The sequence below is a fragment of the Methylomusa anaerophila genome, assembly GCF_003966895.1.
Taxonomy (GTDB): domain Bacteria; phylum Bacillota; class Negativicutes; order Sporomusales; family Sporomusaceae; genus Methylomusa; species Methylomusa anaerophila.
In genome coordinates this window covers 3,179,805-3,203,800 of the sequence record NZ_AP018449.1, presented here as the reverse complement: position 1 = coordinate 3,203,800, position 23,996 = coordinate 3,179,805, and the positions used below count along the sequence as shown (strand labels likewise).

Sequence of the window (23,996 nt, the reverse complement as noted above, 5' to 3'; positions counted from 1 at the left end):
AAAATAGACGTCCCTTTTATTAGCAGACGTCTACTTGCAATTGTGAACTTGACACCAGTGGCACGTACTATAGCCACAACTAAAAAATATTGGTTTGTCTTCTTCTCTCGCCTTCGCAAAAGCTTCCTCGCCCCACGGATACCAGTCTATCGGATTATGTACATGCTGCAATAAATACGGACTCTTCTCATTCGCCAGGTGGTTAACGTGCTTCTCAGACATTCGCTTCACCCCGAGAACATATATTTTTTCAAAATTCCTTTATCATCTGTTACAAAATACTTACAATTTTTAACAATTGAAAAAAAAAACAATTTCTAAATCTTCCCCCGGTAAATTCGCATCATCCATAAAAATCTAAATTCAGCCATATTATAAGGATCATTAAATATGCCGCGCAGCGCCAATGGTTTGCAGTTGTTACCGGTGACTGCGGCACAGGAAAAACAACGACGATTCGCCGCTTTAAGGCGTTGCTTGATCCAGCGAAGTTTTCGGTTATGTACTTGGCAGATTCACAGTTGACACCTCGTCATTTCTACAAAGGGCTATTGGAGCAACTCGGTTGTGAATCCAAGTTTTACCGTGGGGATGCGAAACGACAACTTCACCGGGAAATTGAGCTTTTGCAGGGTATCCATCATTTATCACCGGTCGTTATCGCGGATGAAGTCCATCTATTGGATAAAGAAATGCTAGAAGAAGTCAGGTTTCTCTTGAACTTTCGAATGGATGCCCAAAGCCCCATGGCACTTATCTTGGTTGGACAAATGGAGCTTTGGGAACGGCTGCAATTGCAAGCCTATGCTGCAATTAGACAGCGTATTGATTTACAGTGCAAACTATCTTACTATGACAGAGCTCAGGTCGGTGAATATATCAACCAGCATCTTTCGTTCGCAGGTGCTGCAATCCGATTTTTTCAGACAATGCCATTGATGAAATTTTTCGGTTTTCCAGCGGCATTGCTCGCCTTATCAATAAAGCATGTACTGATTGTTGCTTTATGGTGCACAAAACGGCCGCCGTATTATCGACGATCATATGGTTAAGACAGTGATTCAGGGAGAATTAGCATAATTCTCCCTCCCCCTCTTCAAGGAGGGTGGTTATGCTGGACCGGATTTCCGTCAAGTTTAGGTCAAAAAATACCGTCTATTGCTGGACATTATGAGGCAGCAGTAACACCAATGTCTATTTAAGCGTGATTCAGAATCCTCCCAGCCCCCCTGTAATTAACAAAAATACTATAGTTAATTATGGATATATGGATTTGATGTTTTGAGATATCATGCATTTCGCCATTACCAATGATACGGTTCTCCATATCAGGTCAAACGGTGTAGCGTATTCCACAAATCGTTTTTTCAGCAGTTTTAAAACTATTAAATACAAGCATCTGGCCAGATTTTTCATTATCCAACACCTCTTTGTAAGAAAAGGGGTAGATTTTTAATGCAACATACCGACCTCCAAGATAGGTTGCCAGTTAGGGATTGTCCAATCGATGGAAAGACGATTAATGGGAACTACTTTCCAAGTGTTTACGGCTCTTGATCTTTTCAATGACCGTGGGATATAATGAAAAATCCGTGTGGGGCAAAAATTTGGCCGCTGACATTTTATTCAGAAAATCCGTTGCCTCAGCTAAGGAAAGATAGATTATACTGCTAATTAGATCTTCTACAACCAATAATTGATCTGCATCTTTTAGCAACTTGTAGGCTCCTTTTATAGAGCCGTTTCCCATCTGAACAAACCGCTCCCTGGGAAGGTCGGGATATAACCCAATGGTAATTCCTGACTCAATATTTATGTAGGTTCCAAAGGCTCCGGCCAGATATACCCGTTGAATCTTATCCGGTGTAATACCCAATGCATCCACTAAAAACGCTACCATGGTGTTCGCTGCCGCTTTTGTATCCATAAATCTTAAAATATCAGCCTGACTGAATATTAAATCTTCATTTAAGGCTGATTCGTACTCCCATGCGTAAACAATGACATATTCTCCGTCCCGCATAAGGATTCTCTCTGATCTGCCGGGAATAAACCGACCCGAGTAATCAATCCAGCCTTCCAGCAACATTCCAGCAAGAAGATCAACAATCCCTGAACCGCATATACCCACTGGCTTTGCATTCTCTATTGTAGTAATCTGCAACTGATTTTGAACAATTTGCACCGAATCTACCGCCCCTGCTTTCGCCCGCATTCCCTGCTTGCTGATACCGCCTTCCAAGGCAGGTCCTGCCGCACCCGCAGCTGAAATCAGAAATTCATTGTTGCCCAAAAGCATCTCGCCGTTTGTTCCAATATCCATATAGAGAGCTAGTTCACTTTGTTCATACATCTTGGACGCCAACAGCCCGCTGATAATATCGCCACCTAAATAATTAGCTTTAGAAGGAAAACAGTATACTAATCCATTAAAGGGTAAGCCTATTTCACGGCCAACAAAGAAACCGGTCCGGTTAAAAGCTGGTGTATAGGGAGTATAGAAAATAAACCAAGGGTCAATCCCCAACAGAAAATGAATCATGGTAGTATTGCCGCCGATAATGAATGTACCGCATTTGTCCGGAGAAATGCCTGTCACAGTTTGAATTTTATCCATGAGTTCAATAAAATTCAGCAGCGTACATTGCTGGATTTCCCTTAAATGAGCATCATCATCCTTAACGTAAACGATTCGACTAAGGATGTCCTCACCAAAACGGACTTGATGATTGACCCCGCTTTCTTCACACAAAATATTTCCAGTATTCAAATCGATCAGCTGCATGACAACCGTTGTGCTCCCAAGATCAGCTGCATAAGCAAAATTCTTATCTGAAGTATTTCCCCTCTCAAGGTTTACAATTTCCCAGGCAAAACCTTTTTGTACTAAGGTAACTGTGAGCTTCCAGTCAAAATCCCGCAGCAGCTTATAGGACAATTTAATGGTTTCAATAGAAATCTGAACCGCTCCATACTCCGGTTTTAAAGCTTGAAGGATTCTGTCAATGTCGGCCACAAAATCTCCGTTACCCGGCGTTCTCAATTCAAGGTATATTTTTTTACAAATTACATTCTTCATAAGTCTTCCTCTTTATGTGTATTATGTAACATACTACCCCCACCTAAGAGGTGGGGGCTTCTTGGGACGTACCTGTGTCCCTCTTGTCCCCACTTCCCCGTTTTCGTGCGCTTCACTTTACGGCAAAACCGGCTCCACTGGCGCGGCGGTTATCGGAAGTTTTGCGGGGCTGCGCGCCCGGACCTCCTCCAAAGAACAGGATTAGGGCGTCTACTGCTTGAAAGGCGAATTAGTGTTCAGGTGGCAAATAACGTCCTGCAAATTCCAATTTAGCCTTTTGAGATTGTTCCATGACAAAATCCGACTTTGCATAGGTATAGGCATCACGGTTATGTTCGAAGTACTCTTTAAGACCCAGCTTCAACGCCTCGTATTGCCGTGCAACATTAGGGTATTGTCGCAGATAGTCTCTAAAATAAAGTTCGTTCCAATCTCCCAACGGTTTCACATGAAGATGGTATACCTTTTCTGCAAAGCCGTTGGGCGTATATCCTTTTCCCAGATCAAGCGTTCTTTGTTTATCATCTTTTTGCATTAGAATCCACTCATCGTTCTGCAACAGCTGAGCAATGTCATTCACAGCATAGTCTTTAGGTAATTCCAATAGAATATCAATGGTTGGTTTCGCAATAAGTCCTTCAACAGACGTGCTTCCTATATGATTGATACGGACAAATATCGTAGTCATGCAAGATGTGAAGTAGCCGCTGCTTTTCCTCCGCGTACCACGATTGATAATTTGGGTTATGGTCTTTAAGAATAATAGGATAAAGCTGCCACAATTCTTCTAAACTCATTTCTTTCATGCCATCGCCTCTTAATTCGTCTTTTAGCCCAAAAGCCTATTAATTTAAAGGGACACAAGACAGGTTCATTGTCCATTGCTTTTCCAAGCTAAAGCAGGACAATAAACCTGTCCCGCCCTCCCATTCCCATCCTACTTCCCAGAATCTGTAAAGGTCTCCTTTGCAAATCGCATACCCATGTTATATGCTTTTTCACAATCCTGCGGGAAAACTTCCTTCCGTCTGGCGGCTTTTTTGTCCGGGTCGAAGACACTGACAACATATTTTGAATAATCATCAAACTGATATGTATCAGTAACACAAAGCGATTCCGCCAAGCCAAAGGTCTTCCCAAGCATTCTTTCGCTCACCTTGAAGTGCTGGTCGTATCCCCATTCCTGCATCATGCTTTCGGTGACATTCATGGTATAAATAAAGCCTGCCGGTATCTTCCTCTTAAAAAGAGAAGAGTAGTTTTCATCATATACGATGTAGGGAAATACAAGCCGCTCCATAAATGATCTCATTTCTCCCGTAGCGGCTCCAAGATAGATGGGCGACCCCAGAATGATGGCATCGACTGACTCCACTTTCTCAAGGACCGGGGTCAAATCATCGTTCATTGCACATTTCCCGTAACTTTTGCCGCCTTTTCTTTTACAGGCGAAACAACTGGTGCAGCCTTTGAAATTGAGATCATAAAGATGTATCAATTCCGTTTCAGCCCCCTGTGATGCTGCCCCCTCCAGTGCTTTTGTCAATAGATTCGCTGTATTCCAGCTTTTCCGCGGGCTCCCGTTGATAGCTATGACGGTTTTTTTCATGATAATACCTCCCTCTAATTAACTGATTATTTGATTATTTGCCATAATGCAAGCCATACATATCTTTAAATATAAATATCCAAAAATGTAGATATTTATTTACAAAAAAAGTAAATAACTTGTAAATTTGGGGACTTTCTTATAATTCATTTCTGATGTAATCTGAGAACTCTTGAATGCACTTTTCATTCCGGCGATAATAAGTCCACTGCCCATACCGCCTAGACTCCAAAAGCCCAGCCTTTTGCATCATCAATAAATAGCTCGAAACAACAGATTGCGTCAGTCCGGCTTTGGCTTGAATGCTTCCTACGCAAATGCCTCCCTTAAAATCGGCGTCAGCAGGTAAGCATGTTTGCGTACCAAAATTTTCATCCGGGTTTTTCAACCATTCTAAAATTTGGCGACGAGTTTCATTTGACAAAACTTTAAATATTAGTAAAGCTTCCATGTTTTTATTATATCTATTTTTCTATATATGTCAATATTCGCTTGTGTTTTTATAATTCAAATTCCTTAAAATGTTGTCCCTTTTCTTATGTAAGATAGTATAGACACTGTATTTTTGTCTCTTAAAAAAACAGTTTAACGTCTGGGGCTCATTTCTGTTGCCTGAACAATAAAAACTCTGTCAATGCATTCCCCAATTCCCGGATAATAACCGTTGTATCTTTTCCCGCTTTATTCTGCAATCAAACTCTGCTGATAGTTCCTGGATTTTATCATATAACTTAGTTTCTTGTTTTCTTAAAATCCCGGTGTCTGATTTTCATGAGTCAGTTACTCGCGATAACCGAATTTTTCAGTTCTTTTGCTTTATACAGGGTTTGATCGGCTTTGATCAAAAGGTCTTTTAAATCCTTATCCTGTTCGAATGAGATAATTCCAGTGCTTATTGTTAAGTGATATGATGAAAAAGTTCCCTCTACCTTATGACGGATTCTCTCCATGATTTCAAATGCATTTTTTAAAGAGGTCTCCGCGAAAATGACGGCGAATTCATCGCCACCCCAGCGGATTACAATATCCTTATTCCGGGTGTCTTGTTTTAATATCGCTGCAATACCAGACAGTAGTACGTCACCGATAGCATGTCCGTACAGATCGTTAACCTTCTTGAAGCCATCCACATCTATCATGGCGACACACATCTGGCCTTTTCCTTTAGCCATTCGTACTACTTGCTCACGCAGCTTTAGATAAAAGTAGCTCCGGTTCCATAAGCCTGTCAAATAATCGGTATGGGAACGGATACTTAAATGTTCGATTACCCCTCCGATTATAAATCCACCTATAGCAAAAGTTAGGGTACTCCCTAGCCACAATATCCTTCCATAGTCGACCTGACAGGATATTTCCAAATAATACCCAGCCATGCCTGTCACTATTCCAAGCATTGTAAGTATGAAACGTGCATGATTGTAAAACACTTAGAGTTGCCCCCCCCTCTATTTCCTTAAATACAAGAGAGTTCGACACACATATCAAAACAAATTTATACTTAATATTAATCCATTAATTAATTCTAACTTATAAAAACTATATGTTAACATTTTTTGCCATTGATATAGTTAAGCTAGGTGATGTTGAATGTATATTGATTACAATGCCATTGGGCAGCGAATAAAAAAAATCCGCAAACAAAAGTACTTTACACAAGAAAAGCTTGCTGAGAACCTGGAGGTTTCCACCGTTTATATAAGCCAGGTAGAAAACGGCAAAACGAAACTGAGTCTGGAAATGCTAATACGTATAGCGAGTCTGCTAGACACTGATCCTGGCTATTTTATTACTGGTGTTTCCTACACTACAAAAGATTATTTGAAATCTGATATAGCCCAGTTTCTTAAAGATTTTCCACCTGAACAACGCCAGCTAATAATTGATATAGCAAAACTTATTACTAAGTACAAATAAATTCTGAATTAAGATGATACTGAGCAATTAATAATGTAGATTCGAATTACGAAACAAAAATATACGGGGAAGGGAAAGTGTTTTACTTATATTTAAAACATTATCCCTATCCGCGTGTTTCAATTTGGTAATTATTACTAATAAAATAGTGATACTATCTGGCGGAAAGTGGTACTTTGGATTACCTGAAAATCGTTAATACCACCATCGATTATATTGAAGAAACTCTTTTTGATTCTATTGAGTTAGATGAATTAGCAAGCAATTTTTATTTATCCTCACTCTACTTTTATCGCATCTTTAGAGCAGTACCCACCCATACGGTATCGGCGTCAGCAAGAAATCCATGCTGCTCCATATTCTCCTGCCGGGTGCCATGCCGCATATTGTCAGCGGCGGCGCCACCAGCGGTCTGGGCTGGTATGTAAAGTACTTCTCCGACTTTGCCGATTATGCCCGGGTTGTTGCCGGCATTATTGTCATCGGTGCCGTTGTGCTGACACTAATGACCATGTACCAGCGTTTTACCGGCTATCTGCTGCGCTGGCGGAAATAAAGAAGCCTGCAATCATCTTACCGCGATGATTGCAGGCTTCTCTTTGTTGCTGCTATGCGTCTCAGAGCGGAAAATCGCCAAAAATAACCCCCATGACACCGGTCTGCTCCATTCATTTAGCCTAAATAAACAAATAAAAATAGCACAACTCATCAAAAAATAAGTCATCCCGTTGTGCTTTCAATGTACTTGATGCAACAATCATGCCATTTTTATTTTTCCAGCTCCTCAGCAATCGTTTTTAAGTTCTCAATAATATTAATATGCTGAGGACAGACTTTTTCACAGTTGCCGCAGGCAATACAGTCTGAAGCCTTTCCTCCCTGCATAGCCGTAAACTGATAGGCGCCCTGTGCGCTTAAAAAATCGTCATAGACCAATTTACGGTTATACGCATCAAAGACATTAGGGATGTGTATTTTTTGCGAACAGCCTTTTACGCAATATTCGCATGAGGTACAGGGAATACACGGTATCTCGGCGAACACTTTCCGCGCCTTCTCAACAACGGCTCTCTCACCCTCAGTAAGCGGCTCGAAATGTTCCATGTATAAAACATTGTCTTTGACCTGCTCGATTGACGACATTCCGCTAAGCACGGTGACGATATTGTCTAAAGAAGCCGCATAGCGGATTCCCCAAGAGGCAACAGACATTTTAGGATTGGCTTCTTCGAATATTTTTTTGACACTGTCAACCGGGTTTGCCAGAGCGCCTCCCTTGAGCGGCTCCATAACGATGATGGGCTTGTTGTGCTTCAATGCCACCTCGTAGCATTTGCGCGCCTCGATTGAATAGCTTTCCCAATCGGCATAGTTCAGTTGAAACTGTACAAATTCCATCTCCGGGTGCTCGGTGAGGATTTTGTCTATCGCATCCGCCTTGTCATGAATCGAAAAGCCTATATGTCGTACAATCCCTTTCTCTTTCAGCTCCCGGGCATAATCCCACATACCAAAGTCATCAAAACTTTTCGTACGGCTTTCGCCCAAGTTATGAAGCAGGTAATAATCTATATAACCCGCTCCGGTGCGCTTCAGCGAAGTCCAGATCATGTCCTTGGCTTCTTCTTCAGTTTTCACAATAAATACAGGGCACTTTGTCGCGATTTGAAAGCTCTCGCGTGGGTAGCGGTCAACGATTGCGGTTTTCATCGCCTCTTCGGATTTTCCGTCGTTATAATACCAGGAGGAATCAAAATAGCTGAATCCTTTGGACATAAATAGATCGACCATTTCCTTTGTCTGTTCAATATCAATTTCTTTACCGATCATCGGAAGCCGCATAAACCCAAAACCAAGTTTTAGAATGTTTTCACCTAAATATGCCATACTTACCTCCATTTTTTCTTTTATTTTAATTTTTTGAGTTTCATATCTAGCACTTTCTGTAAATCCGCCATTGCTGTTCTAATCTTTTTATGTTTATACTTCTAGGTTCTGCTAAAGCACAGAAATGAATATTCATTCCTGTGCTTTAAAAAAAGAGATACGGGATTTACCGTTTGATTGCATCCCATATAGCATCCAATCCCGCATTGAGAATAGTACTATCAAATTTAACCTCACCAGACAAACAAAGTTTAGCGAGAGATATCATCGCTCCAAAAGCAAGCGTATTCAATATTTCCATCGGCAGTTCTTTTAGCAGTTGTTCTTCTCTGGCGCGCTTAATAAGTTATTGACTGGTTCAAACATTCGCAAGCCTTCCTCATGGGTGGCAGTGGTGATAAGCGGAGAGTTTGCATATTGCTCCATAAAAAGTAATTCTACCGGTTTTTCAATAAAGTAATCAACAATATTACGCAATATCAATAAAAAGCTCTCACGAGCAGGCATACCCTCTACGTAATTTCGTAGGGTATACTGGACTAGACGAGCTTTGACATCAATATACAGTGCATTTATCAAATCTTCTTTACTAGAAAAATAGCGGTAAATTGTACCTACTCCGATATTGGCTCTCTGAGCAATTTGTGACATAGGAGTACCCTGAAATCCTTGCTCGGATATAAGCGCAAGAGTTGCCCGAAGCGCAGCTGATTTTTTATCCTGTGGTTTATCCTGCATAATAGCCTCCGACATAAAAGTTAGCAATTATCGAATGAATATTCATTCCTATTTTGAATTAAATTTACTACAAAAAAATAAATTCGTCAATCTCCTTACACAACTTTTTTCTCTTAATAATGTTTAATTCAGTCTGGTACCATTCTTATGCTATTGTGCAGATAAAAACTTTTACTCTAATGTGTACATGGCACCACTGGCATGTACTATAGCCACAACTAAAAAATATCGGCTTATCTTCTTCTCTCGCTTTAGCAAACGCTTCTTCGCCCCACGGATACCAATCTATCGAATTTGCGCGTGCTGTAATAAGTACAGACTCTTCTCATTCGCCAGGTAGTTAACGTGCTTCTCAGACATTCGCTTCACCTCGTTTTCATAGCTACCATTTAGAATTTGCTTGCGATTGATTTTACATACATCAAATAGCGGATAGTAATTATTAATTAGATGTTATTTTAATTGGTATGTTGTGGTAAGTCAAGGGTATGCTTATAATAAATCAGCTATCTAAAATCAAAGCTGACCATCTACCAGTATGTCATATAACATCATAGAGGACAGCAACAGAAGCAAGTGGTGACAATTTTCCTGTTTTATTGGGGTTTCCTCCAAAGCTTTCAACATTTTCTATAGAGTCCGGGATTTGTATAGTACTTGCGTCTACCGCATAAATATGAAAACCGTTCCAAATTGGCTCACTACATATACAGAATTCTCCATAGTTTTTTCAATGTTTTTCATCTGTCTATTAGCCGTCTCAATAGCCTGGCTGGCTTCCTTCCTTAGCCGCATTTGCCGCCTCATTTGAGGTTGCGGCAACATTATCCGTGTTGCTCTACACCAGCCGCCATTTGCTCTATTATTTTAGAAGTTTAGAAGTTTTTTTGACGACATTTCTATATGGTAATATGCATATGGTGCAGCAAATTTCTAGTTAAATACTCTACGAAGCCTCGAATGTCCTTTCACGAAGAGTATGCATATTATGTAATATAGTCTATATAAATGCGAATTAAATAGGAAGATTCGTATGCGGTCCTATAGACTAATTCAATACAATATCAAAGGAAAGTGACAAGATGGAACAACATGCAAGGCAGATGGTCTCTGGTGCCATCAATGTACCGTTGGCTATCTTTTGGTCTAATCCAGATGCTCAATATCGAAAGATCAGCTTAGCTGCGGCTGTCAATCCTACGTCATGGTCACAAAGCTTGGATGTACAACAAAGACTGTGGCTAGTTAATAAAGTAAATACCATGGCAATATACGGCGAAAGAGTCACAATACTAGATGGACAAAACAACTGGCTGCAAGTAGCCGCAATGGCCCAACGCACCAAAGATAACAAATGGGGTCAAGCCGGCTGGGTGCCGGAAAACCAAATCAGCTATAATAGTGATTATCTCGTAGAGCAATCCTGTTTACCGCAGGCTGTAGTATCTATACCAAAGGCAGCGTTATTTTGGGATACAACCTGTTGGACCCAGCCCATTAACGAACTCAGTTTCCAAGTCCGACTGCCCATCCTTTTAGAAGAGAAATCTGTTTTTAAAGTTCGCCTACCAGACGGCGGCACAGGTCATGTCTCTCGATTAGAAACAAAAAAAGTCTCTGAGCTTTTCTTTTCTAGAGAATGTATTGTGGCACAAGCCAGGCAATTTTTAGGGCTGCGCTATTTATGGGGCGGCACTTCCTGTTATGGGTTTGATTGCTCTGGGTATACCTTTCGCCTATATCAGTCCCAAGGCATATCCCTTTACCGCAACTCTAAACAGCAATCACAAGAAGGTATTCCGATTGAGGAAAATAATCTTCTGCCCGGTGATCTCGTTTTTTTTGCGAGTGAAGGAGGCAAAGGCAACATTCACCATGTAGGCATGTGTGTGGGAAACGGCATAATGATTCATGCTCCACAAAGTAGATCCGCAATACAAGAGAGTCGCTTTGATATTGGTCACTACCACGAAGAATACTGGGGCGGCAGGCGTTATGTCTACTGCTGAAACGTTATCACGATTAACTGAAGGGAAAAGGGGACAGGTTAGTTATCCCAATTAGAGACTCTAGTACTCTGCGTCACCTAAATACATGGATAATCTTGCAGTCTTTTTTCGTCCTGCTTCGTTGTCGTCTCCTTACATATGTCCGATATGCGCGGCTCCTCCGCCTCGCAGGACAAAAAAATCCTTGCAACCTTATCTAATGATTTAAGTGACGCAGAGTACTAGCTTTAAATTGTCTTTATTTTATCGCTATGATAAATTTAAGAGAGAAACTACCCATAAGTCTACTAACTAGGTAGATTATGAGTAAGACATGTTCGGCTTTCTGTGCTATATGTAAATCGATGAAATAATATTTTAATGAATCAACCCGTAATTAATCTCCTAATCTTGTAAAGTATTCCCATTATTAAGGCTGTTACCAGGGAAAATGTTACCGCTACAGATAATACAGATACCAGATATATATTATACTTGGCAACTATCAACACATATTTTAATGTCCCAAATCCACATAATACTGCACCGAAATTAAATAGGACAACCACAAATAAAGTAACTGCCAGCCCCGATATAGCACTCTTTATATCTTCCCTGCTTAATGCAATATGTGATGCTGTACATATTGCCAACCATAAAAATATCCAAAAACTTGGAGAACCAATGCTTCCGCTGTTAAATATTCCTCTATACACTATCATTATGGAGCGACCCGACCATTTTATAAAGTTTACCAGATCATTACTATTTACAGGTGCTGATATTATGTGCTGCCGCAATGCTTGGAAGGTATCAGGCTCCAGTATACACATAAAAAATAATATAGCTGCTGTTCCACTAAATATCGGCCCCAGGCTTATAAAAAAATTTCCAATTACTTGATATAGATTATGCTTATTATAACTATGCTTTACATATCCCAGGGTTGAATTCTTTGGATTGATATCAAAGAGTTTTATCGAGATAATCTTATGCCCAAATATTAAACACATCAGGGCATGGCCGACTTCATGCACTGGTGTTCCTATACATGCGGTTAACATTATACCCGGTTTACCGAAGGCTTGATATGCCCATCGGTTTGAAACAGATTCAATCCAACCCAGTAAAAAACCTACTGCTATTAATATTCCTAATAAATAAATCATCTCTGTTATACTCATAATCAATACATTCAACAATGTTTGCATCTACTTATTGATACCTGCCGCCCCTTACTTTATCTCTGTTTCCGCCTAACCGGGACCACAATTCATGAGCTATTGGGCGTTACCTTGTTTGTACTATTTATCATCCGCAATATTTTGAATTGGGGATGGTATAAGACGCTGCTGCAAGGAAGGTACAATATACAATACATTTCATATTTTTCATAGCGCAGTCAATCTACTCCTTCTTATCACGATGCTGGCACTGCTAATAAACGGCGTAACGCTTTCCCGCACTGTGTTTGCCTTTATGGACCTCAACGGCGGCTTATCCGCTCGTAAGCTGCATATGCTGTCCGTATATTGGGGCTTTATCCTCACGTCAGTGCATCTTGGAATGCACTGGGGTTTCATTATAGATGCGGTGCGAAAGATGGCGAAAATTACTTCGGCGAGCCGCAACCGGACCTTTACGCTGCAAATTATGGCGGTATTGCTTGCGATATATGAAGTATATGCTTTCTTTAGCAGAGAAATAGGAGCCAAGCTGATTCTATATTATACCTTTGATTTCTGGAACTATGACCAATCCCTTGTGATCTTTTTTGTTGATTACCTGGCCATCATGGGGCTCTGTGTCTGCGTGACTTATTATACGGTAAAGCTGATGCAGCGAAGCTCTGTAAGAAAGATTTGATCATACGTAGCAAGATATACTCAGTCAAGGCTTCAATCGAAAGCCCTGCATCTCGCATGCATTTGATAAATTCGACCCAATTGCAGTTCTTCCTCCCTATAATCCCTGGTAGTACTCTCTCCGGAAACCCGAGATATTATATGGATCAAGGTATTTAACCTTGGTCTTTTTTTATTTTCCTCCAACAGTAACACTGTGTTAAGCAATAATTTGGATGCCACCGCAGATGCCAATCATCTGCCCGTTCATGTAATGAGAGCCTTCGCTGGCCATAAAAGCAACAATAGGGCCGCAATCCTTATAGGCATCACCAAAATAGCCCACTGGGCTTATCTTTTTTACCATTGCCTCAGCTTCCTGGCCTTGGAGGCTTTGAGCAAAACCTTCCGATTTAATTACCGGCAAAAAGCAATTGGTAGTGATGCCAAATTGCCCCCATTCCTTGGCGGCAAAACGGGTAAGTGACATGATAGCGCCCTTAGCCATGGCATAGCCGGCAAAACCGGGTGTGCCTGAGACGGCAGAGCCCGAGGCGCAGGTGATAATACGTCCATAATGACGTTCCTTCATGTAAGAAAAGCACTTTTGCATTAAGAGCATTGTATAAAGGGGACCGGTTACATAGCTTTCAAGGGCCAGTTCCGGTTTTGTCTCCAGAAGATGGGTAGGATGCTCCAACCCTCCTTGAGCAATGCAGGCCAGAATTTCTATTTTTCCAAATTCTTTGATGGTTTCTGCCACAACTTTGTCCAGGTCTTCCTCTTTTGCAATATCGCAGGTCGTTGGCATGATTTTACCGGACATACCTTCTGCTTCCCTGGCCAATTGCCCTAATCTGTCTAACCGTCTTGCACAAGCCAGGACATTGGCACCTTCTTCGGCAAAACGTAACGCGCAGCCATACCCTACACCGGAACTGGCTCCTACCACAAGCGCTGTTCTTCCCTCTAAAATACCCATAAAAACCCCCTTTTCTTGCTTATGATCTTATTCATTGCAATTCCCTATAGTATCTGAAGTTGAGCGCTTAGACTTAGCAGTATCACCATTGATTGTTATGCTAAAACTTTGCGTCATGAACTCACCGTCTCTTTGTGAAGCAATACGAAATATCATGAAATATTTTCGCGGTTTTGTACAGCTATGCGATGCCTGGATGGGTACTCTTCTGAAACTGTCTGCCTTTAATGCAACAAAAATTACTTTGGTCGACAAAAATGTCCCGAACCGTCAAAATCCCATTCTGCGCCTACTAGATCACATAGCCAAGCACCCGCCGAACAGCTTATTTATAGCGGAAATTAATAACGCATACATTATTTGATTATGATTTTCGAAGTCGCTTCGGTACGGCGAGCTTCCTTATTGCTCAATACTTTAAGCTTCTCGGTTACCTTCTCAACAACCACAAAAAAGACGGGAATCAAAAATATCCCCAGGACAGTTGCTACCAGCATACCACCCACTACTGCCGTTCCCATCGCATTCCGGGCGCCGGCTCCGGCGCCGCCGGCCAGCATCAGCGGCACGCAGCCGATAATAAACGCCAGGGAGGTCATGATAATCGGCCGTAAGCGAACCTTGGCCGCTTCAATGGCCGCCTGGACCGGCTCCATGCCTTTGTCCACCCTGACCTTGGCGAACTCGACGATAAGGATGGCGTTTTTTGCTGCCAGACCGATTAACATCACCAGACCGATCTGCATATAAACGCTGTTCTCCAGATTGCGCGCATACTGAAACAGAAACGCACCGAACAATCCCAGCGGAACGCCAAGCAGCACCGCGAACGGCACACTCCAGCTTTCATATAATGCAGCCAGGCACAAAAATACAAACACAATAGCCAAGCCGAAAACTAGCGGCGCCCGGTTACCGGATTCCTTTTCCTCCCGGCTTTGGCCGGACCATTCGTAGCCATAGCCGCTGGGGAGGATTTGCGCCGCCACTTCCTCCAGCGCTGCCAGGGCCTGACCCGAACTGTAGCCTGCCGCCGGGCTGCCGCTCAATTGGACGGCCTGGACGCCGTTAAACCGGCTAATAGTGGATGGAGCGCTTACTTTTCGGGGTTGTATCAACGTATTCAGCGGCACCATGGTGTTATTGGCACTACTTTTCACATACAAGTGCCGCATCGCGTCGATATCACTGCGAAAGGGCGTTTCCGCCTGGACAACTACCTTGTAGATGCGGCCAAATTTATTGAAATCATTGACCTCCGTACCGCCGAGAAACACCTGTAAAGCCATAAATATATCATCGACCGAAACGCCCATTTTCTCAGCCTTTTGCCGATCAACGTCAAATTCATAGCCCGGCGTGTCCGCTTTGAAATTCGAGGTAATGGAACCGATTTCCGGACGCTGCTGGGCCGCAGCAATGAACTGCCGGGAGATGTCATCCAACTTCGCCAATGAGTCACCGTTGAGGTTCTGCAGCATCATGGTAAATCCGCCTACCATCCCTAAACCAGGCAGCGCCGGAGGGTTGAAAGCAATCACCGTTCCTTCCGGCAGCTTGGCACCGAGCATAAATGTCTGCCTAATGTTCGTATTGATCTGCAGTTCCGGCGTGTTGCGTTCCGACCAAGGGGCCAGGCCAATAAACATCGTTCCTGCATTCGATTTGGCGCCACCCCCTACGATGTCCATGCCCGTCACTGCCAAGACGTCGGCAACCCCGGGCTGAGTTTTCAGCGTTGCTGAAAAACTCTGTACCGTTTTGCCGGTGCGATTTAAACTGGCCGCGTCCGGCAAAGAAACCGAAGCCATATAATAGCCTTGATCTTCCTGCGGCACAAAGGAAGAAGGCACGAGCTGATACAATCCGCCCAGCAAAATCACGACAACGGCCAACAGCGCCATGCACAGGCGGGATCTCGCGATAATTTTTTTCAACTGCCTGCCATAGCCTTCGGTTTGCTGTTCGAACCAGGCATTAAAGGAGGAAAAAAAACGGCCAAGAGCCCCATCATGTGTATTGGGATTATGTGGTTTTAGGATCAGTGTACAGAGTGCCGGTGTCAAGGACAGCGCCACCACCGCCGACAACGCCATGGATACGGCGATGGTCAGGGCGAATTGCTTGTAGAGTACTCCCATCATGCCGCCAAAGAAGGCCACCGGAATAAACACGGCCGCCAGCACGAAGGCAATGGCCACAACCGGTCCCGAAACCTCGTTCATCGCCCGCCGCGTTGCTGCCAGCGGCGTCAGCCCCGAGTAGCGCATGTGGTATTCAACCGCCTCAATGACAACAATGGCGTCATCGACAACCAGGCCGATGGCCAGCACCATGGCGAACAAAGTCAGTGTATTGATGGTAAAGCCCAGGATGATAAAGGCCCCAAACGTGCCGATCAGCGATACTGGTATGGCCAGTACGGGGATTAGCGTAGCCCGCCAGCTCTGTAAGAACAGAAAGACGACAACCACGACCAGCAGCAACGCTTCGGTAAATGTTTTCATCACCTCAGTCATCGATTCGCGGACAAATTGGGTTGTATCGATGACAATTTGATAATGCATGCCTTCCGGAAAGCTTTTTTCCGCCTCTTCGATAACCTTTTTAACGTTGGTTATCGTCTCCATTGCATTGGCGTCGCTGGTCAGCTTCACGGCCAGCATAGTCGCGGGGTGTCCGTTAGTCAGGCTTTCATAGGTATAATCACGGCTGCCTAACTCCAGTCTGGCCACATCTTTTAACCGAACGGAAGAGCCATCGGCCTGGGCCAGGATGATAATATCTTCAAAATCCTTTACATCGCTCAGACGACCCTTGACCCTGGCGGTGTACTGGAATTCCTGCCCGGCATCGACAGGCATCTTGCCGAGGGCGCCGGCCGGCGCCTGCACATTTTGCTTTTCAATCGCCGTAATGACATCGCTGGCCGAAATCCCCAACTGGGCCATTTTTTCCGGCTGCAGCCAGATCCTCATACTGTAGTCCGAGCCAAACTCCACGACTTCGCCGACCCCTTTGACCCGTTTGATATTGTCCACCAGATAAATACTGCCATAGTTCTTTAAAAAATTCGGACTGTACGTGTCGTTGTCCGCCCACAGGCTAAACACCAGCGACATATCTGAGGAAGACTTCCGGGTCGTGACACCGCCCGCCTGGACAGATGCGGGCAAGCCGGCCGTCGCCTCCGCTACTCTGTTTTGCGTCTGCACAGCGGCATTATCGGCGTCTTTCCCGGATTCAAACTGGACACTGAGCGAATACATACCGGCATCCGAACTGGTGGAAGACATCGAAATCATTCCTTCTACACCGTTGACCTGCTGTTCGATCACCTGGGCGACCGTTTGATTGACGACCTCCGCGTTGGCCCCCCAGTAATTGGTGCTTACCGCAATCGTTGGCGGGGAAATCTGAGGATACTGGGCCACCGGCAGGTTAAAGGCGGCAATACCGCCGATTATCGTAATGAGGACCGACAAGACGATGGCAAATACGGGGCGATTAATAAAGAAGTTGGCCATATAATAATCCCCCCCTATTTCTTGGCCGGAACCAGCAAATCTTCCGGTGTTATCATGGTAACAAGTAATGCTGTATCTTTCTTCACCTTATCCATGCCTTCGACAACCACGCAGTCGCCCGCCGCAAGCCCTTCGGCCACCACCCACATATTGCCTGCTTTTTCGGCTATTTTGACCTTGCGGCTCGCCGCCTTGTTATCGGCGGTAACGATGGTGACGAACGTTTCATCCAAGAGTTCTCTTACGGCCCGTTGCGGAATCAGGATCGCCCCTTGGCGAAATTCACCCGGGACTACGATTTTGGCAAACATCCCGGGGAGCAGAAACTGCTGGGGATTATCGAAAAACGCCTTTAGCGTGATGGTGCCGGTAGTGTCCCCGATCCCCCTGTCAATCTGCTTAACCCGCCCGGTAAGGTTATACTCCGAGCCATCGGTAACGATAAGCTTCAAATTGTCTCTAAATGTATCCGGTAATGTCCCGCCCCCCAGGCGGGCAAATTTAATATACTCGGTTTCACTCATACTAAATTGCACCCAGATGGGGTCCACGGAAGATACGGTAGCCATTGTCGTCGTACCGGCTGTCACGAATTGCCCAATGCTAACCTCGTTGACATCAATCCGGCCGTCTACCGGCGAGACAATCAGAGTATCCTGTTCGTCCTCGATTGACTGCTGCAAACTGGCCCGGTTGGCCTCCACGGTTGCCATTTCTTCCTCGGCTTGGGCTTCATACGAATCCAGCGTTTGTCGGGCAATCGCCCCATTCGCCGCCAAACTCCTGTATCTTTCCACATCTCTTTGGGTGTTTCGCAGCGTCGCCTGCGACTTGGTCAATGTTGCCCGGGCAGAACTGATAGACGACAAATACTGTTTATTGTCGATCTTAAATAAAGGCTGACCCTTGTAAACCGTATCACCGCCCTGGACCATTTTGGCCACGATATTGCCTGACACTTTGGACATGATTTTGACCTCATCCTTGGCCGTCACTTTCCCGGCGAACTCATAGCTGATGGGTATGTCCTGCTGCGCAACGCGCAGCGCCTTGACTGCTACCGCTCCACCGGGCATCTGGGGGCTAACGGCAGTTTTGCCGCCGGCACTCAGCCGCATAAATGCCCATCCCGCTAAGCCGATCAATAGGATAATACCAACAATCAATTTTGGGGAAGACTTCATCCTCAATTGCTATGCCTCCTGTCCTTCGATGATATTGCCGCAATTTGTCATGCCCGCCTCACCTTCCAGGCTAGGGCGGCTTTTGGAAAAAACCTCGTCCCATGAGGCCACTCCACATTGCTTTAATTATTCGACGAGCCAATGGCAATGCCAATCAGGAAGGCCGCAATCTCGCGTATTTCCCGGTCATGACGGTCCCGTTCGCGTTCTTGCCGCTCATGCCATTCTCTGTCGCTCTCATGTTCACGCCGCCGCATTTCCCGCTCGTGGCGTTCATTTTCTCTGCGCACTCGCTCATCGTGCTTCCGCTCACGGTCACGCTGTTCCCGAATCTCCCGTATTTCACGGTCATGGCGGTTCTTTTCGCGCTGTTGTCGCTCTTGCCACTCTCTCTTGCTTTCGTGCGGACGCCGCCGCATTTCCCGCTCATGGCGCTCATTTTCTCTACGAATTCGCTCATCATAATTTCGTTCCCGGCCGTGATCACGATCGGCGTCTTCATAACGTCGTTCCTGGCGTTGATCATGATCTCTTGGCGCTGCTTCAATTACCGATGCACCAAATCCGATTTGCATGACACCGATCATGGAATATATAATGGCTTTTTTGGCTAAGCTGTTCATAATTTTGTCCTCCTTCAATTTCTAAGTTAAATTATCATTGGACTTTCCTGCAATCGATTTCGATGTTAACCATACCGCCAGCCGTAATTTCTTCCAGTACTGCCTATAACCAGCCAAAATGCCCACTCTACATCGATGAGGCACGGCAACACGAAGTGTTTCCCTTCCTAATCCCCCCAACTCACCATTTTCGCCAACGGTTGCAGCTGGTGTTTGCTTGGCGCAAGGCAGTCAATTCCCGTAAGCTTTCTTCCAACAGATTCGTTACGGCGAGAATACATTGTTGATTCCCACTTTGCCGTAATTGTTCCAAATCACGGCTTAAGCCGTCTATTTTTACTAGCAATTGTTCTTTTTGGGCGTAGTATAGTTTTGGCTCCAAAGCTTCCTTCCCCTTTTTCGATGATGCGACTGCCCCGAATCAACGCCATTGTCAATCAAGATGCAAGAAATCTTTTGAAAAAGACCAAATTACCGGAGCCATAAAGAGTACACCGACTATCAATACTGCGCCCATTACGAATCTCAATAGGGGTAACCCGCTACACCATTCCATATTACCGATACCTCCTTTGTTTTACCGCGAACTTCGGCCAGTTTCGCCTCTCTCGGCGTTTATCTATAGACCACTAAGCACAATCACCATCAACAGAAGACGGCTAAACCTACTCCAGCATACCAGTTTTAATATTGTAGGTTACAGTTGCTGCGGACCACGTATGGCTAAAATTCTCATTGCTATGCTTTAGCAAATTATAGCAAGCCAATATGTCATGAATGTGTCAAGTTCTCCCAAAATTCCTATCCGCGCTAAATTAGCCATATTACTGCCATAATCTTGTGTTATCCTTAAACAGAGGGAATGTACATTTTAAATATAGAGAGGATTGTATAGCATGGTGAAAATTCTAATTGCCGATGATGAGAAAGATATCCGCGATATTGTTACCTGGTATCTTAGCCGCGAAGGGTTTGAGGTTTTCGCAGCAGCCGACGGACATGCGGCCATGGATATCGAGACCGCTCACTTACCTGATTTACTCATATTAGACGTCATGATGCCCGGCCTATCCGGCTGGGAAATTGCCAAGACTGTACAGCGGAAGGTCCCCATTATTTTTTTAACCGCATTAAACGAAGAAAACGATAAAATCCATGGCTTCAAACTGGGCGCGGATGATTATATTGCCAAACCGTTTAGCCCGCGGGAATTAGTCGCCAGAGTCCAGGTTATTTTACGCCGAACTGGAACATTAGCTTTGCCAGGCGATGTTCTGCAGTTTCCGCCCTTATCCTTAGAACCGGGAACACAGAAAGTTTCGGTTAATGAACAAGTGGTTGAACTATCCGCCAAAGAATTTGAATTATTATACTTTCTGATCCGTCATCCCCATACGGTTTTTACCAGAGAGAATCTGCTGGTTAATTTATGGGGTTATGACTTTGACGGGGATGAGCGTACTGTCGATTCTACGATAAGAAGAATACGCAAAAAAATGGGCGTAGCCGAAGATTTTATCAAAACGGTGCGGGGAAGCGGTTATAAGTTTGAGGCGGATAAAGTATGATCACCCGTTCATTGTTTTTTCGCCAGCTATCCAGCCATGTGGCAATCATTCTCTGTATGGCCCTAACCTTGTTAGGTTCAATTCTGTATTTTGCACATCATGGCGGCACTCTAGCTGCTAATGTTAAAAATATTGCCGCCTTTTTCGCCGAGGAGTTGAAAACAGGGTACATATCGGACCGTGAGCTGGAGCTGGTCGGTCGGGCCAGCGGAGCCGTATTCTGGCTAGAAGACAACGATGGTCGGCTTATTCAGGGAAATCCGCCCGCTGATTTGAATGCAAATTCTCATAAAACCAGTCATACGGCAAGCTATTCCCATACGTTCCTTTTTTCCACAAAAAGGCTAAATGCCATTATGATTTCAGTCCCGGTGACAATAGAAGATAAGTCAGGGCTATTGATGGCCTACTATCAGTTCAACCCGGGCCTCCTGGAAACCATCATCCGCTCTTATTCTTTTCCGTTTATTGTCGGACTTGCGGCCGCCTTTTTATTAGCCGTATTGCTATCGCGGAAATTAACCCGGTCGATTGCCGATATTGCAGCGGCCGCCAAGCGCTTCTCCGCTGGAGATTATACCAGCCGTACCCGTGCCACTACAAAAGACGAAATCGGGACACTTGGCAAAACCTTCAATGCTATGGCCGACGCCATTCTTCATACCCAGCAAACCAGACGTGATTTTTACTCCAACATTTCCCATGAACTCAAAACACCGCTAAGCTGTATAAAAGCCACAACTGAAGCCCTCCTTGACGGTATTGCGGTAAATGATCAGGAAAAAACGCACTATTTAGAAAGGATATTAGCGGAAACGGATCGCATGTCCCGGTTAGTCCACGATATTATGGATATGGAGCAATTGGAAGCCGGAAAGATGTTTATCAAACAGGAACGGCTTGATGTAGCCGCGTTGCTGCTGCATCAAGCCGATACGATCGAACTGTTGTTAAAGAAAAAAAATCTGTCTCTTCTGCTGCGGATCGAGACGGATAAGCGTTATGTTTTCGGTGATGCCGACCGGTTTGCGCAGGTTTTGGATAATCTGCTGAGTAATGCCATACGGCACGCTCCAGCCGGTTCACAGATTGGCTTACTATTGACCGAAGAAAATAACTGGCTGCAAATTTCCGTGTCTGATCAGGGAGAAGGGATTGCCAGCGAAGATTTACCGTTGATCTGGGAACGCTTCTATCGTGTTGACAAATCCCGTACCCGCTCGCTGGGCGGGAGTGGTCTGGGTTTGTCCATAAGCCGCGGTTTAGTGGAAGCAATGGGAGGAACGATAGCGGTAGAAAGTGAAAAAGGAACCGTTTTTAAAATCCGCATACCTTGGCAAAAGTAAAGCCTTATATTTGATAAAAAGATGCAAGTTGCTAAGTCAACTTGCATCCTTTTTGTCCTATCATCAAACGGGTGATACTAAAAGGCGCTGCCCGCAATCGCTTTATTATTTAAATAACTCCAGAAATTCTCCGTAGCCTTCTTTCTCCAAGTCGCTTTTGGGAACAAAGCGCAACGCAGCCGAATTGATGCAGTAGCGAAGTCCGCCGGGAGCAGGTCCGTCGTCGAATACATGCCCCAGATGCGAGTCCGACGCCATACTCCGCACTTCAGTGCGGACCATGTTATGGCTTCGGTCTGTCTTTTTCCTGATCTTGCTGTTGGCAAGAGGTTTGGTAAAACTTGGCCAGCCGCAGCCGGAATCAAACTTGTCAAGTGAAGTGAACAATGGCTCACCGCTGACAATATCGACGTATAGTCCCTCGCTTTCATTATCCCAGTATTCATTTTGAAACGGCGGCTCGGTGCCGTTTTCCTGCGTGACATGATATTGCATCCCGGTAAGTTTGTTTTTTAACATCACCTTTTTATCATATTCATCCTTTTTTCCGTTCATTTGTCTACCTCCCGGCAAATTGGGAAGACCCGTCAATTGTCATCCTCAATCCATAAGGTGTACAATTATCAATTGTACATGCATGGGAATTTCTCCTTACAACATTCAAGCTTGTGCCAAGTCCTAAAGAACACCGGCAGAGGCCTTTAGTCGCTCTTATAGCTATAATTACGGGACAGGGGCCTAGCTAGGGGCCCCTGTCCTCATTTTTCTTATCGGTCAAAAAACGGACTTTTGCCGCTGATACTCAGCGGGATACCATAGGCAACTTTGACGGCTTCGCCTAGAAAACCGAGATCGACTGCGGTTTTGCCGGCGCTGAACATCATTCTCTTATCATTCCTCCCTATGATGCAGCCATAAATTCAGCATTACGCGCGCGTCTGCTTCAAAAGTTTCGCCATATTTTGTCCTAGTGTCTGAAAGGTCTGTATCCCTTCTTCATCTTTTTGCACATCGCCTGGCTCCAAAGCCAGCGTCATGTTCCAGTAGCTGGAAGAAACTATATTCATCTCGGCAATGCCGAAAAAGAAATTAATTGCCGAATAGGCAAAAGTTGATCCGGCACGGCGCACGGCAATAACGGCAGATCCCACCTTACCCCGTAGCATGCCGCCGCCATTCGCCTTCGCCACAAAGCCGCAGCGGTCAATGAGTGCCTTTACTTCGGTAGACACATTGCTGAAATATGTGGGCGAACCGATCAGAATCCCGTCCGCCTCGATTATTTTCTCGATGAACGTATTCATTTCATCGTCCTGGCGAATACATCGGTTATTTTGGGTTTCCCAGCACTTGCCGCAGGCAAGACAGCCGAATACTTTCTTTCCCCCCAGTTGGACCAGTTCGGTTTCGATGCCCTCCTTGTTGAGTTCCGCCAGGACCAGTTGCAGGCTCTGCGCAGTATTGCCGTTGCTTCTCGGACTCCCGTTAAAAGCGACCACTTTCAAAACAAACACACTCCCTTTCTGGATTCATCATGACCATCCTCCGGCGTTACAGTCCGACAGGCAAACAATCGCCATATATTGCTGCTTTCCAGAGAATGGCTCTTACTATACTATTAAACTATAGGATATCCTTTCAGACAAGTACGCACTTAATTGTTTTATAGTATCCATTTCTATACTGTAACTTAATCATTCTCAG

The 23,996-nt window shown here is 44.5% G+C and carries 26 protein-coding genes and 1 pseudogene; 8 read left to right on the top strand and 19 right to left on the bottom strand.

Annotation, left to right across the window (positions count from 1 at the left end):
- Window positions 1-30: 30 nt before the first annotated feature.
- The gene (locus tag MAMMFC1_RS14355) at window positions 31-222 is read right to left on the bottom strand and encodes a DUF255 domain-containing protein (RefSeq protein WP_197723823.1); all 192 of its coding nucleotides are present in this window, start codon (window positions 220-222) and stop codon (window positions 31-33) included.
- 149 nt (window positions 223-371) lie between these two features.
- Between MAMMFC1_RS14355 and MAMMFC1_RS14350 the strand changes: the two genes are divergently transcribed.
- Window positions 372-1,052, top strand: coding sequence for an ExeA family protein (locus tag MAMMFC1_RS14350; RefSeq protein ID WP_197724010.1), 681 nt, complete (start codon window positions 372-374; stop codon window positions 1,050-1,052).
- A 467-nt stretch (window positions 1,053-1,519) separates the two neighbouring features.
- On the opposite strand, the gene MAMMFC1_RS14345 is transcribed toward MAMMFC1_RS14350, so the two are convergent.
- Window positions 1,520-3,079 carry an ASKHA domain-containing protein gene (locus MAMMFC1_RS14345; protein WP_126309152.1) on the bottom strand — a complete coding sequence of 520 codons (1,560 nt, stop codon included), beginning with the start codon at window positions 3,077-3,079 and terminating at the stop codon, window positions 1,520-1,522.
- Between the two features lie 61 nt (window positions 3,080-3,140).
- Between MAMMFC1_RS14345 and MAMMFC1_RS21545 the strand changes: the two genes are divergently transcribed.
- Window positions 3,141-3,284, top strand: coding sequence for a hypothetical protein (locus tag MAMMFC1_RS21545; protein ID WP_158618781.1), 144 nt, complete (start codon window positions 3,141-3,143; stop codon window positions 3,282-3,284).
- A 24-nt stretch (window positions 3,285-3,308) separates the two neighbouring features.
- Here the strand turns inward: MAMMFC1_RS21545 and MAMMFC1_RS14340 are convergent, their stop codons facing one another.
- The 4 genes from MAMMFC1_RS14340 to MAMMFC1_RS14325 form a co-directional block, all read right to left on the bottom strand.
- Window positions 3,309-3,767 (bottom strand): GrpB family protein, encoded by a 459-nt coding sequence (locus MAMMFC1_RS14340; protein ID WP_197723822.1) that lies wholly within the window; start codon window positions 3,765-3,767, stop codon window positions 3,309-3,311.
- A 249-nt stretch (window positions 3,768-4,016) separates the two neighbouring features.
- Window positions 4,017-4,688: a flavodoxin family protein gene (locus MAMMFC1_RS14335; RefSeq protein ID WP_126309151.1), complete on the bottom strand. Its 672-nt coding sequence runs from the start codon at window positions 4,686-4,688 to the stop codon at window positions 4,017-4,019.
- Window positions 4,689-4,827: 139 nt separating this feature from the next.
- On the bottom strand, window positions 4,828-5,139 hold the full coding sequence (locus MAMMFC1_RS14330) for an ArsR/SmtB family transcription factor (protein WP_126309150.1): 312 nt from the start codon (window positions 5,137-5,139) through the stop codon (window positions 4,828-4,830).
- 325 nt (window positions 5,140-5,464) lie between these two features.
- Complete coding sequence (locus MAMMFC1_RS14325; RefSeq protein ID WP_126309149.1) at window positions 5,465-6,118, bottom strand: GGDEF domain-containing protein; 654 nt, start codon at window positions 6,116-6,118, stop codon at window positions 5,465-5,467.
- A gap of 160 nt (window positions 6,119-6,278) precedes the next feature.
- Between MAMMFC1_RS14325 and MAMMFC1_RS14320 the strand changes: the two genes are divergently transcribed.
- A complete protein-coding gene (locus MAMMFC1_RS14320) occupies window positions 6,279-6,605 on the top strand; it encodes a helix-turn-helix domain-containing protein (RefSeq protein ID WP_126309148.1) in 327 nt (108 codons plus the stop codon).
- Between the two features lie 346 nt (window positions 6,606-6,951).
- Window positions 6,952-7,161 (top strand): hypothetical protein, encoded by a 210-nt coding sequence (locus MAMMFC1_RS14315; RefSeq protein ID WP_126309147.1) that lies wholly within the window; start codon window positions 6,952-6,954, stop codon window positions 7,159-7,161.
- A gap of 212 nt (window positions 7,162-7,373) precedes the next feature.
- Here MAMMFC1_RS14315 and MAMMFC1_RS14310 read toward each other — a convergent pair whose 3' ends face one another.
- From MAMMFC1_RS14310 to MAMMFC1_RS14300, 4 genes are all read right to left on the bottom strand, one after another.
- Complete coding sequence (locus MAMMFC1_RS14310) at window positions 7,374-8,492, bottom strand: aldo/keto reductase (protein WP_126309146.1); 1,119 nt, start codon at window positions 8,490-8,492, stop codon at window positions 7,374-7,376.
- A 166-nt stretch (window positions 8,493-8,658) separates the two neighbouring features.
- Window positions 8,659-8,793: a hypothetical protein gene (locus MAMMFC1_RS22950; protein ID WP_408631211.1), complete on the bottom strand. Its 135-nt coding sequence runs from the start codon at window positions 8,791-8,793 to the stop codon at window positions 8,659-8,661.
- Window positions 8,794-8,804: 11 nt separating this feature from the next.
- Window positions 8,805-9,230 carry a TetR/AcrR family transcriptional regulator gene (locus MAMMFC1_RS14305; protein WP_232035466.1) on the bottom strand — a complete coding sequence of 142 codons (426 nt, stop codon included), beginning with the start codon at window positions 9,228-9,230 and terminating at the stop codon, window positions 8,805-8,807.
- A 145-nt stretch (window positions 9,231-9,375) separates the two neighbouring features.
- Complete coding sequence (locus MAMMFC1_RS14300; RefSeq protein WP_324332201.1) at window positions 9,376-9,540, bottom strand: DUF255 domain-containing protein; 165 nt, start codon at window positions 9,538-9,540, stop codon at window positions 9,376-9,378.
- A gap of 772 nt (window positions 9,541-10,312) precedes the next feature.
- On the opposite strand from MAMMFC1_RS14300, the gene MAMMFC1_RS14290 reads away from it, so the two are divergent.
- The gene (locus tag MAMMFC1_RS14290; RefSeq protein ID WP_126309145.1) at window positions 10,313-11,239 is read left to right on the top strand and encodes a C40 family peptidase; all 927 of its coding nucleotides are present in this window, start codon (window positions 10,313-10,315) and stop codon (window positions 11,237-11,239) included.
- Between the two features lie 365 nt (window positions 11,240-11,604).
- Here MAMMFC1_RS14290 and MAMMFC1_RS14285 read toward each other — a convergent pair whose 3' ends face one another.
- Window positions 11,605-12,429, bottom strand: coding sequence for a hypothetical protein (locus MAMMFC1_RS14285; protein ID WP_126309144.1), 825 nt, complete (start codon window positions 12,427-12,429; stop codon window positions 11,605-11,607).
- Window positions 12,430-12,547: 118 nt separating this feature from the next.
- Between MAMMFC1_RS14285 and MAMMFC1_RS14280 the strand changes: the two genes are divergently transcribed.
- Entirely contained in the window at window positions 12,548-13,084 is a 537-nt protein-coding gene (locus tag MAMMFC1_RS14280; RefSeq protein WP_331852784.1) for a DUF4405 domain-containing protein, read from the top strand.
- Between the two features lie 198 nt (window positions 13,085-13,282).
- On the opposite strand, the gene MAMMFC1_RS14270 is transcribed toward MAMMFC1_RS14280, so the two are convergent.
- The 5 genes and pseudogenes from MAMMFC1_RS14270 to MAMMFC1_RS14250 form a co-directional block, all read right to left on the bottom strand.
- Complete coding sequence (locus tag MAMMFC1_RS14270; RefSeq protein ID WP_126309142.1) at window positions 13,283-14,044, bottom strand: SDR family NAD(P)-dependent oxidoreductase; 762 nt, start codon at window positions 14,042-14,044, stop codon at window positions 13,283-13,285.
- Between the two features lie 356 nt (window positions 14,045-14,400).
- Window positions 14,401-17,571, bottom strand: coding sequence for an efflux RND transporter permease subunit (locus tag MAMMFC1_RS14265; RefSeq protein WP_126309141.1), 3,171 nt, complete (start codon window positions 17,569-17,571; stop codon window positions 14,401-14,403).
- A gap of 14 nt (window positions 17,572-17,585) precedes the next feature.
- Window positions 17,586-18,755 (bottom strand): efflux RND transporter periplasmic adaptor subunit, encoded by a 1,170-nt coding sequence (locus tag MAMMFC1_RS14260; RefSeq protein WP_126310625.1) that lies wholly within the window; start codon window positions 18,753-18,755, stop codon window positions 17,586-17,588.
- A gap of 317 nt (window positions 18,756-19,072) precedes the next feature.
- Window positions 19,073-19,378, bottom strand: a pseudogene (locus tag MAMMFC1_RS22945) (hypothetical protein); the annotation flags it as partial.
- A 181-nt stretch (window positions 19,379-19,559) separates the two neighbouring features.
- Window positions 19,560-19,760 (bottom strand): hypothetical protein, encoded by a 201-nt coding sequence (locus MAMMFC1_RS14250; RefSeq protein ID WP_126309139.1) that lies wholly within the window; start codon window positions 19,758-19,760, stop codon window positions 19,560-19,562.
- Window positions 19,761-20,274: 514 nt separating this feature from the next.
- Here MAMMFC1_RS14250 and MAMMFC1_RS14245 point away from each other — a divergent pair.
- On the top strand, window positions 20,275-20,946 hold the full coding sequence (locus MAMMFC1_RS14245; protein WP_126309138.1) for a response regulator transcription factor: 672 nt from the start codon (window positions 20,275-20,277) through the stop codon (window positions 20,944-20,946).
- Entirely contained in the window at window positions 20,943-22,292 is a 1,350-nt protein-coding gene (locus MAMMFC1_RS14240; protein ID WP_126309137.1) for a HAMP domain-containing sensor histidine kinase, read from the top strand. The genes MAMMFC1_RS14245 and MAMMFC1_RS14240 overlap by 4 nt, the downstream gene beginning before the upstream one ends.
- Before the next feature lie 105 nt (window positions 22,293-22,397).
- Here MAMMFC1_RS14240 and msrB read toward each other — a convergent pair whose 3' ends face one another.
- From msrB to MAMMFC1_RS14225, 3 genes are all read right to left on the bottom strand, one after another.
- Window positions 22,398-22,847: a peptide-methionine (R)-S-oxide reductase MsrB gene (msrB, locus tag MAMMFC1_RS14235; RefSeq protein WP_126309136.1), complete on the bottom strand. Its 450-nt coding sequence runs from the start codon at window positions 22,845-22,847 to the stop codon at window positions 22,398-22,400.
- A gap of 212 nt (window positions 22,848-23,059) precedes the next feature.
- Window positions 23,060-23,176, bottom strand: a complete 117-nt coding sequence (locus MAMMFC1_RS14230) for a DUF2148 domain-containing protein (protein WP_126309135.1) — start codon at window positions 23,174-23,176, stop codon at window positions 23,060-23,062.
- Between the two features lie 42 nt (window positions 23,177-23,218).
- A complete protein-coding gene (locus MAMMFC1_RS14225) occupies window positions 23,219-23,791 on the bottom strand; it encodes a flavodoxin family protein (RefSeq protein WP_232035818.1) in 573 nt (190 codons plus the stop codon).
- Window positions 23,792-23,996: the final 205 nt, after the last annotated feature.

Coding starts and splice junctions, on each gene's coding strand:
- MAMMFC1_RS14245 (WP_126309138.1), top strand. CDS start 20,275: ATGGTGAAAATTCTAATTGCCGATGATGAGAAAGATATCCGCGATATT.
- msrB (WP_126309136.1), bottom strand. CDS start 22,847: ATGAACGGAAAAAAGGATGAATATGATAAAAAGGTGATGTTAAAAAAC.
- MAMMFC1_RS14260 (WP_126310625.1), bottom strand. CDS start 18,755: ATGAAGTCTTCCCCAAAATTGATTGTTGGTATTATCCTATTGATCGGC.
- MAMMFC1_RS14345 (WP_126309152.1), bottom strand. CDS start 3,079: ATGAAGAATGTAATTTGTAAAAAAATATACCTTGAATTGAGAACGCCG.
- MAMMFC1_RS14270 (WP_126309142.1), bottom strand. CDS start 14,044: ATGGGTATTTTAGAGGGAAGAACAGCGCTTGTGGTAGGAGCCAGTTCC.
- MAMMFC1_RS14320 (WP_126309148.1), top strand. CDS start 6,279: ATGTATATTGATTACAATGCCATTGGGCAGCGAATAAAAAAAATCCGC.
- MAMMFC1_RS14285 (WP_126309144.1), bottom strand. CDS start 12,429: ATGCAAACATTGTTGAATGTATTGATTATGAGTATAACAGAGATGATT.
- MAMMFC1_RS14330 (WP_126309150.1), bottom strand. CDS start 5,139: ATGGAAGCTTTACTAATATTTAAAGTTTTGTCAAATGAAACTCGTCGC.
- MAMMFC1_RS14305 (WP_232035466.1), bottom strand. CDS start 9,230: ATGCAGGATAAACCACAGGATAAAAAATCAGCTGCGCTTCGGGCAACT.
- MAMMFC1_RS14335 (WP_126309151.1), bottom strand. CDS start 4,688: ATGAAAAAAACCGTCATAGCTATCAACGGGAGCCCGCGGAAAAGCTGG.
- MAMMFC1_RS14310 (WP_126309146.1), bottom strand. CDS start 8,492: ATGGCATATTTAGGTGAAAACATTCTAAAACTTGGTTTTGGGTTTATG.
- MAMMFC1_RS14265 (WP_126309141.1), bottom strand. CDS start 17,571: ATGGCCAACTTCTTTATTAATCGCCCCGTATTTGCCATCGTCTTGTCG.
- MAMMFC1_RS14355 (WP_197723823.1), bottom strand. CDS start 222: ATGTCTGAGAAGCACGTTAACCACCTGGCGAATGAGAAGAGTCCGTAT.
- MAMMFC1_RS22950 (WP_408631211.1), bottom strand. CDS start 8,793: ATGGAAATATTGAATACGCTTGCTTTTGGAGCGATGATATCTCTCGCT.
- MAMMFC1_RS14340 (WP_197723822.1), bottom strand. CDS start 3,767: ATGACTACGATATTTGTCCGTATCAATCATATAGGAAGCACGTCTGTT.
- MAMMFC1_RS14290 (WP_126309145.1), top strand. CDS start 10,313: ATGGAACAACATGCAAGGCAGATGGTCTCTGGTGCCATCAATGTACCG.
- MAMMFC1_RS14230 (WP_126309135.1), bottom strand. CDS start 23,176: ATGATGTTCAGCGCCGGCAAAACCGCAGTCGATCTCGGTTTTCTAGGC.
- MAMMFC1_RS14315 (WP_126309147.1), top strand. CDS start 6,952: ATGCTGCTCCATATTCTCCTGCCGGGTGCCATGCCGCATATTGTCAGC.
- MAMMFC1_RS14240 (WP_126309137.1), top strand. CDS start 20,943: ATGATCACCCGTTCATTGTTTTTTCGCCAGCTATCCAGCCATGTGGCA.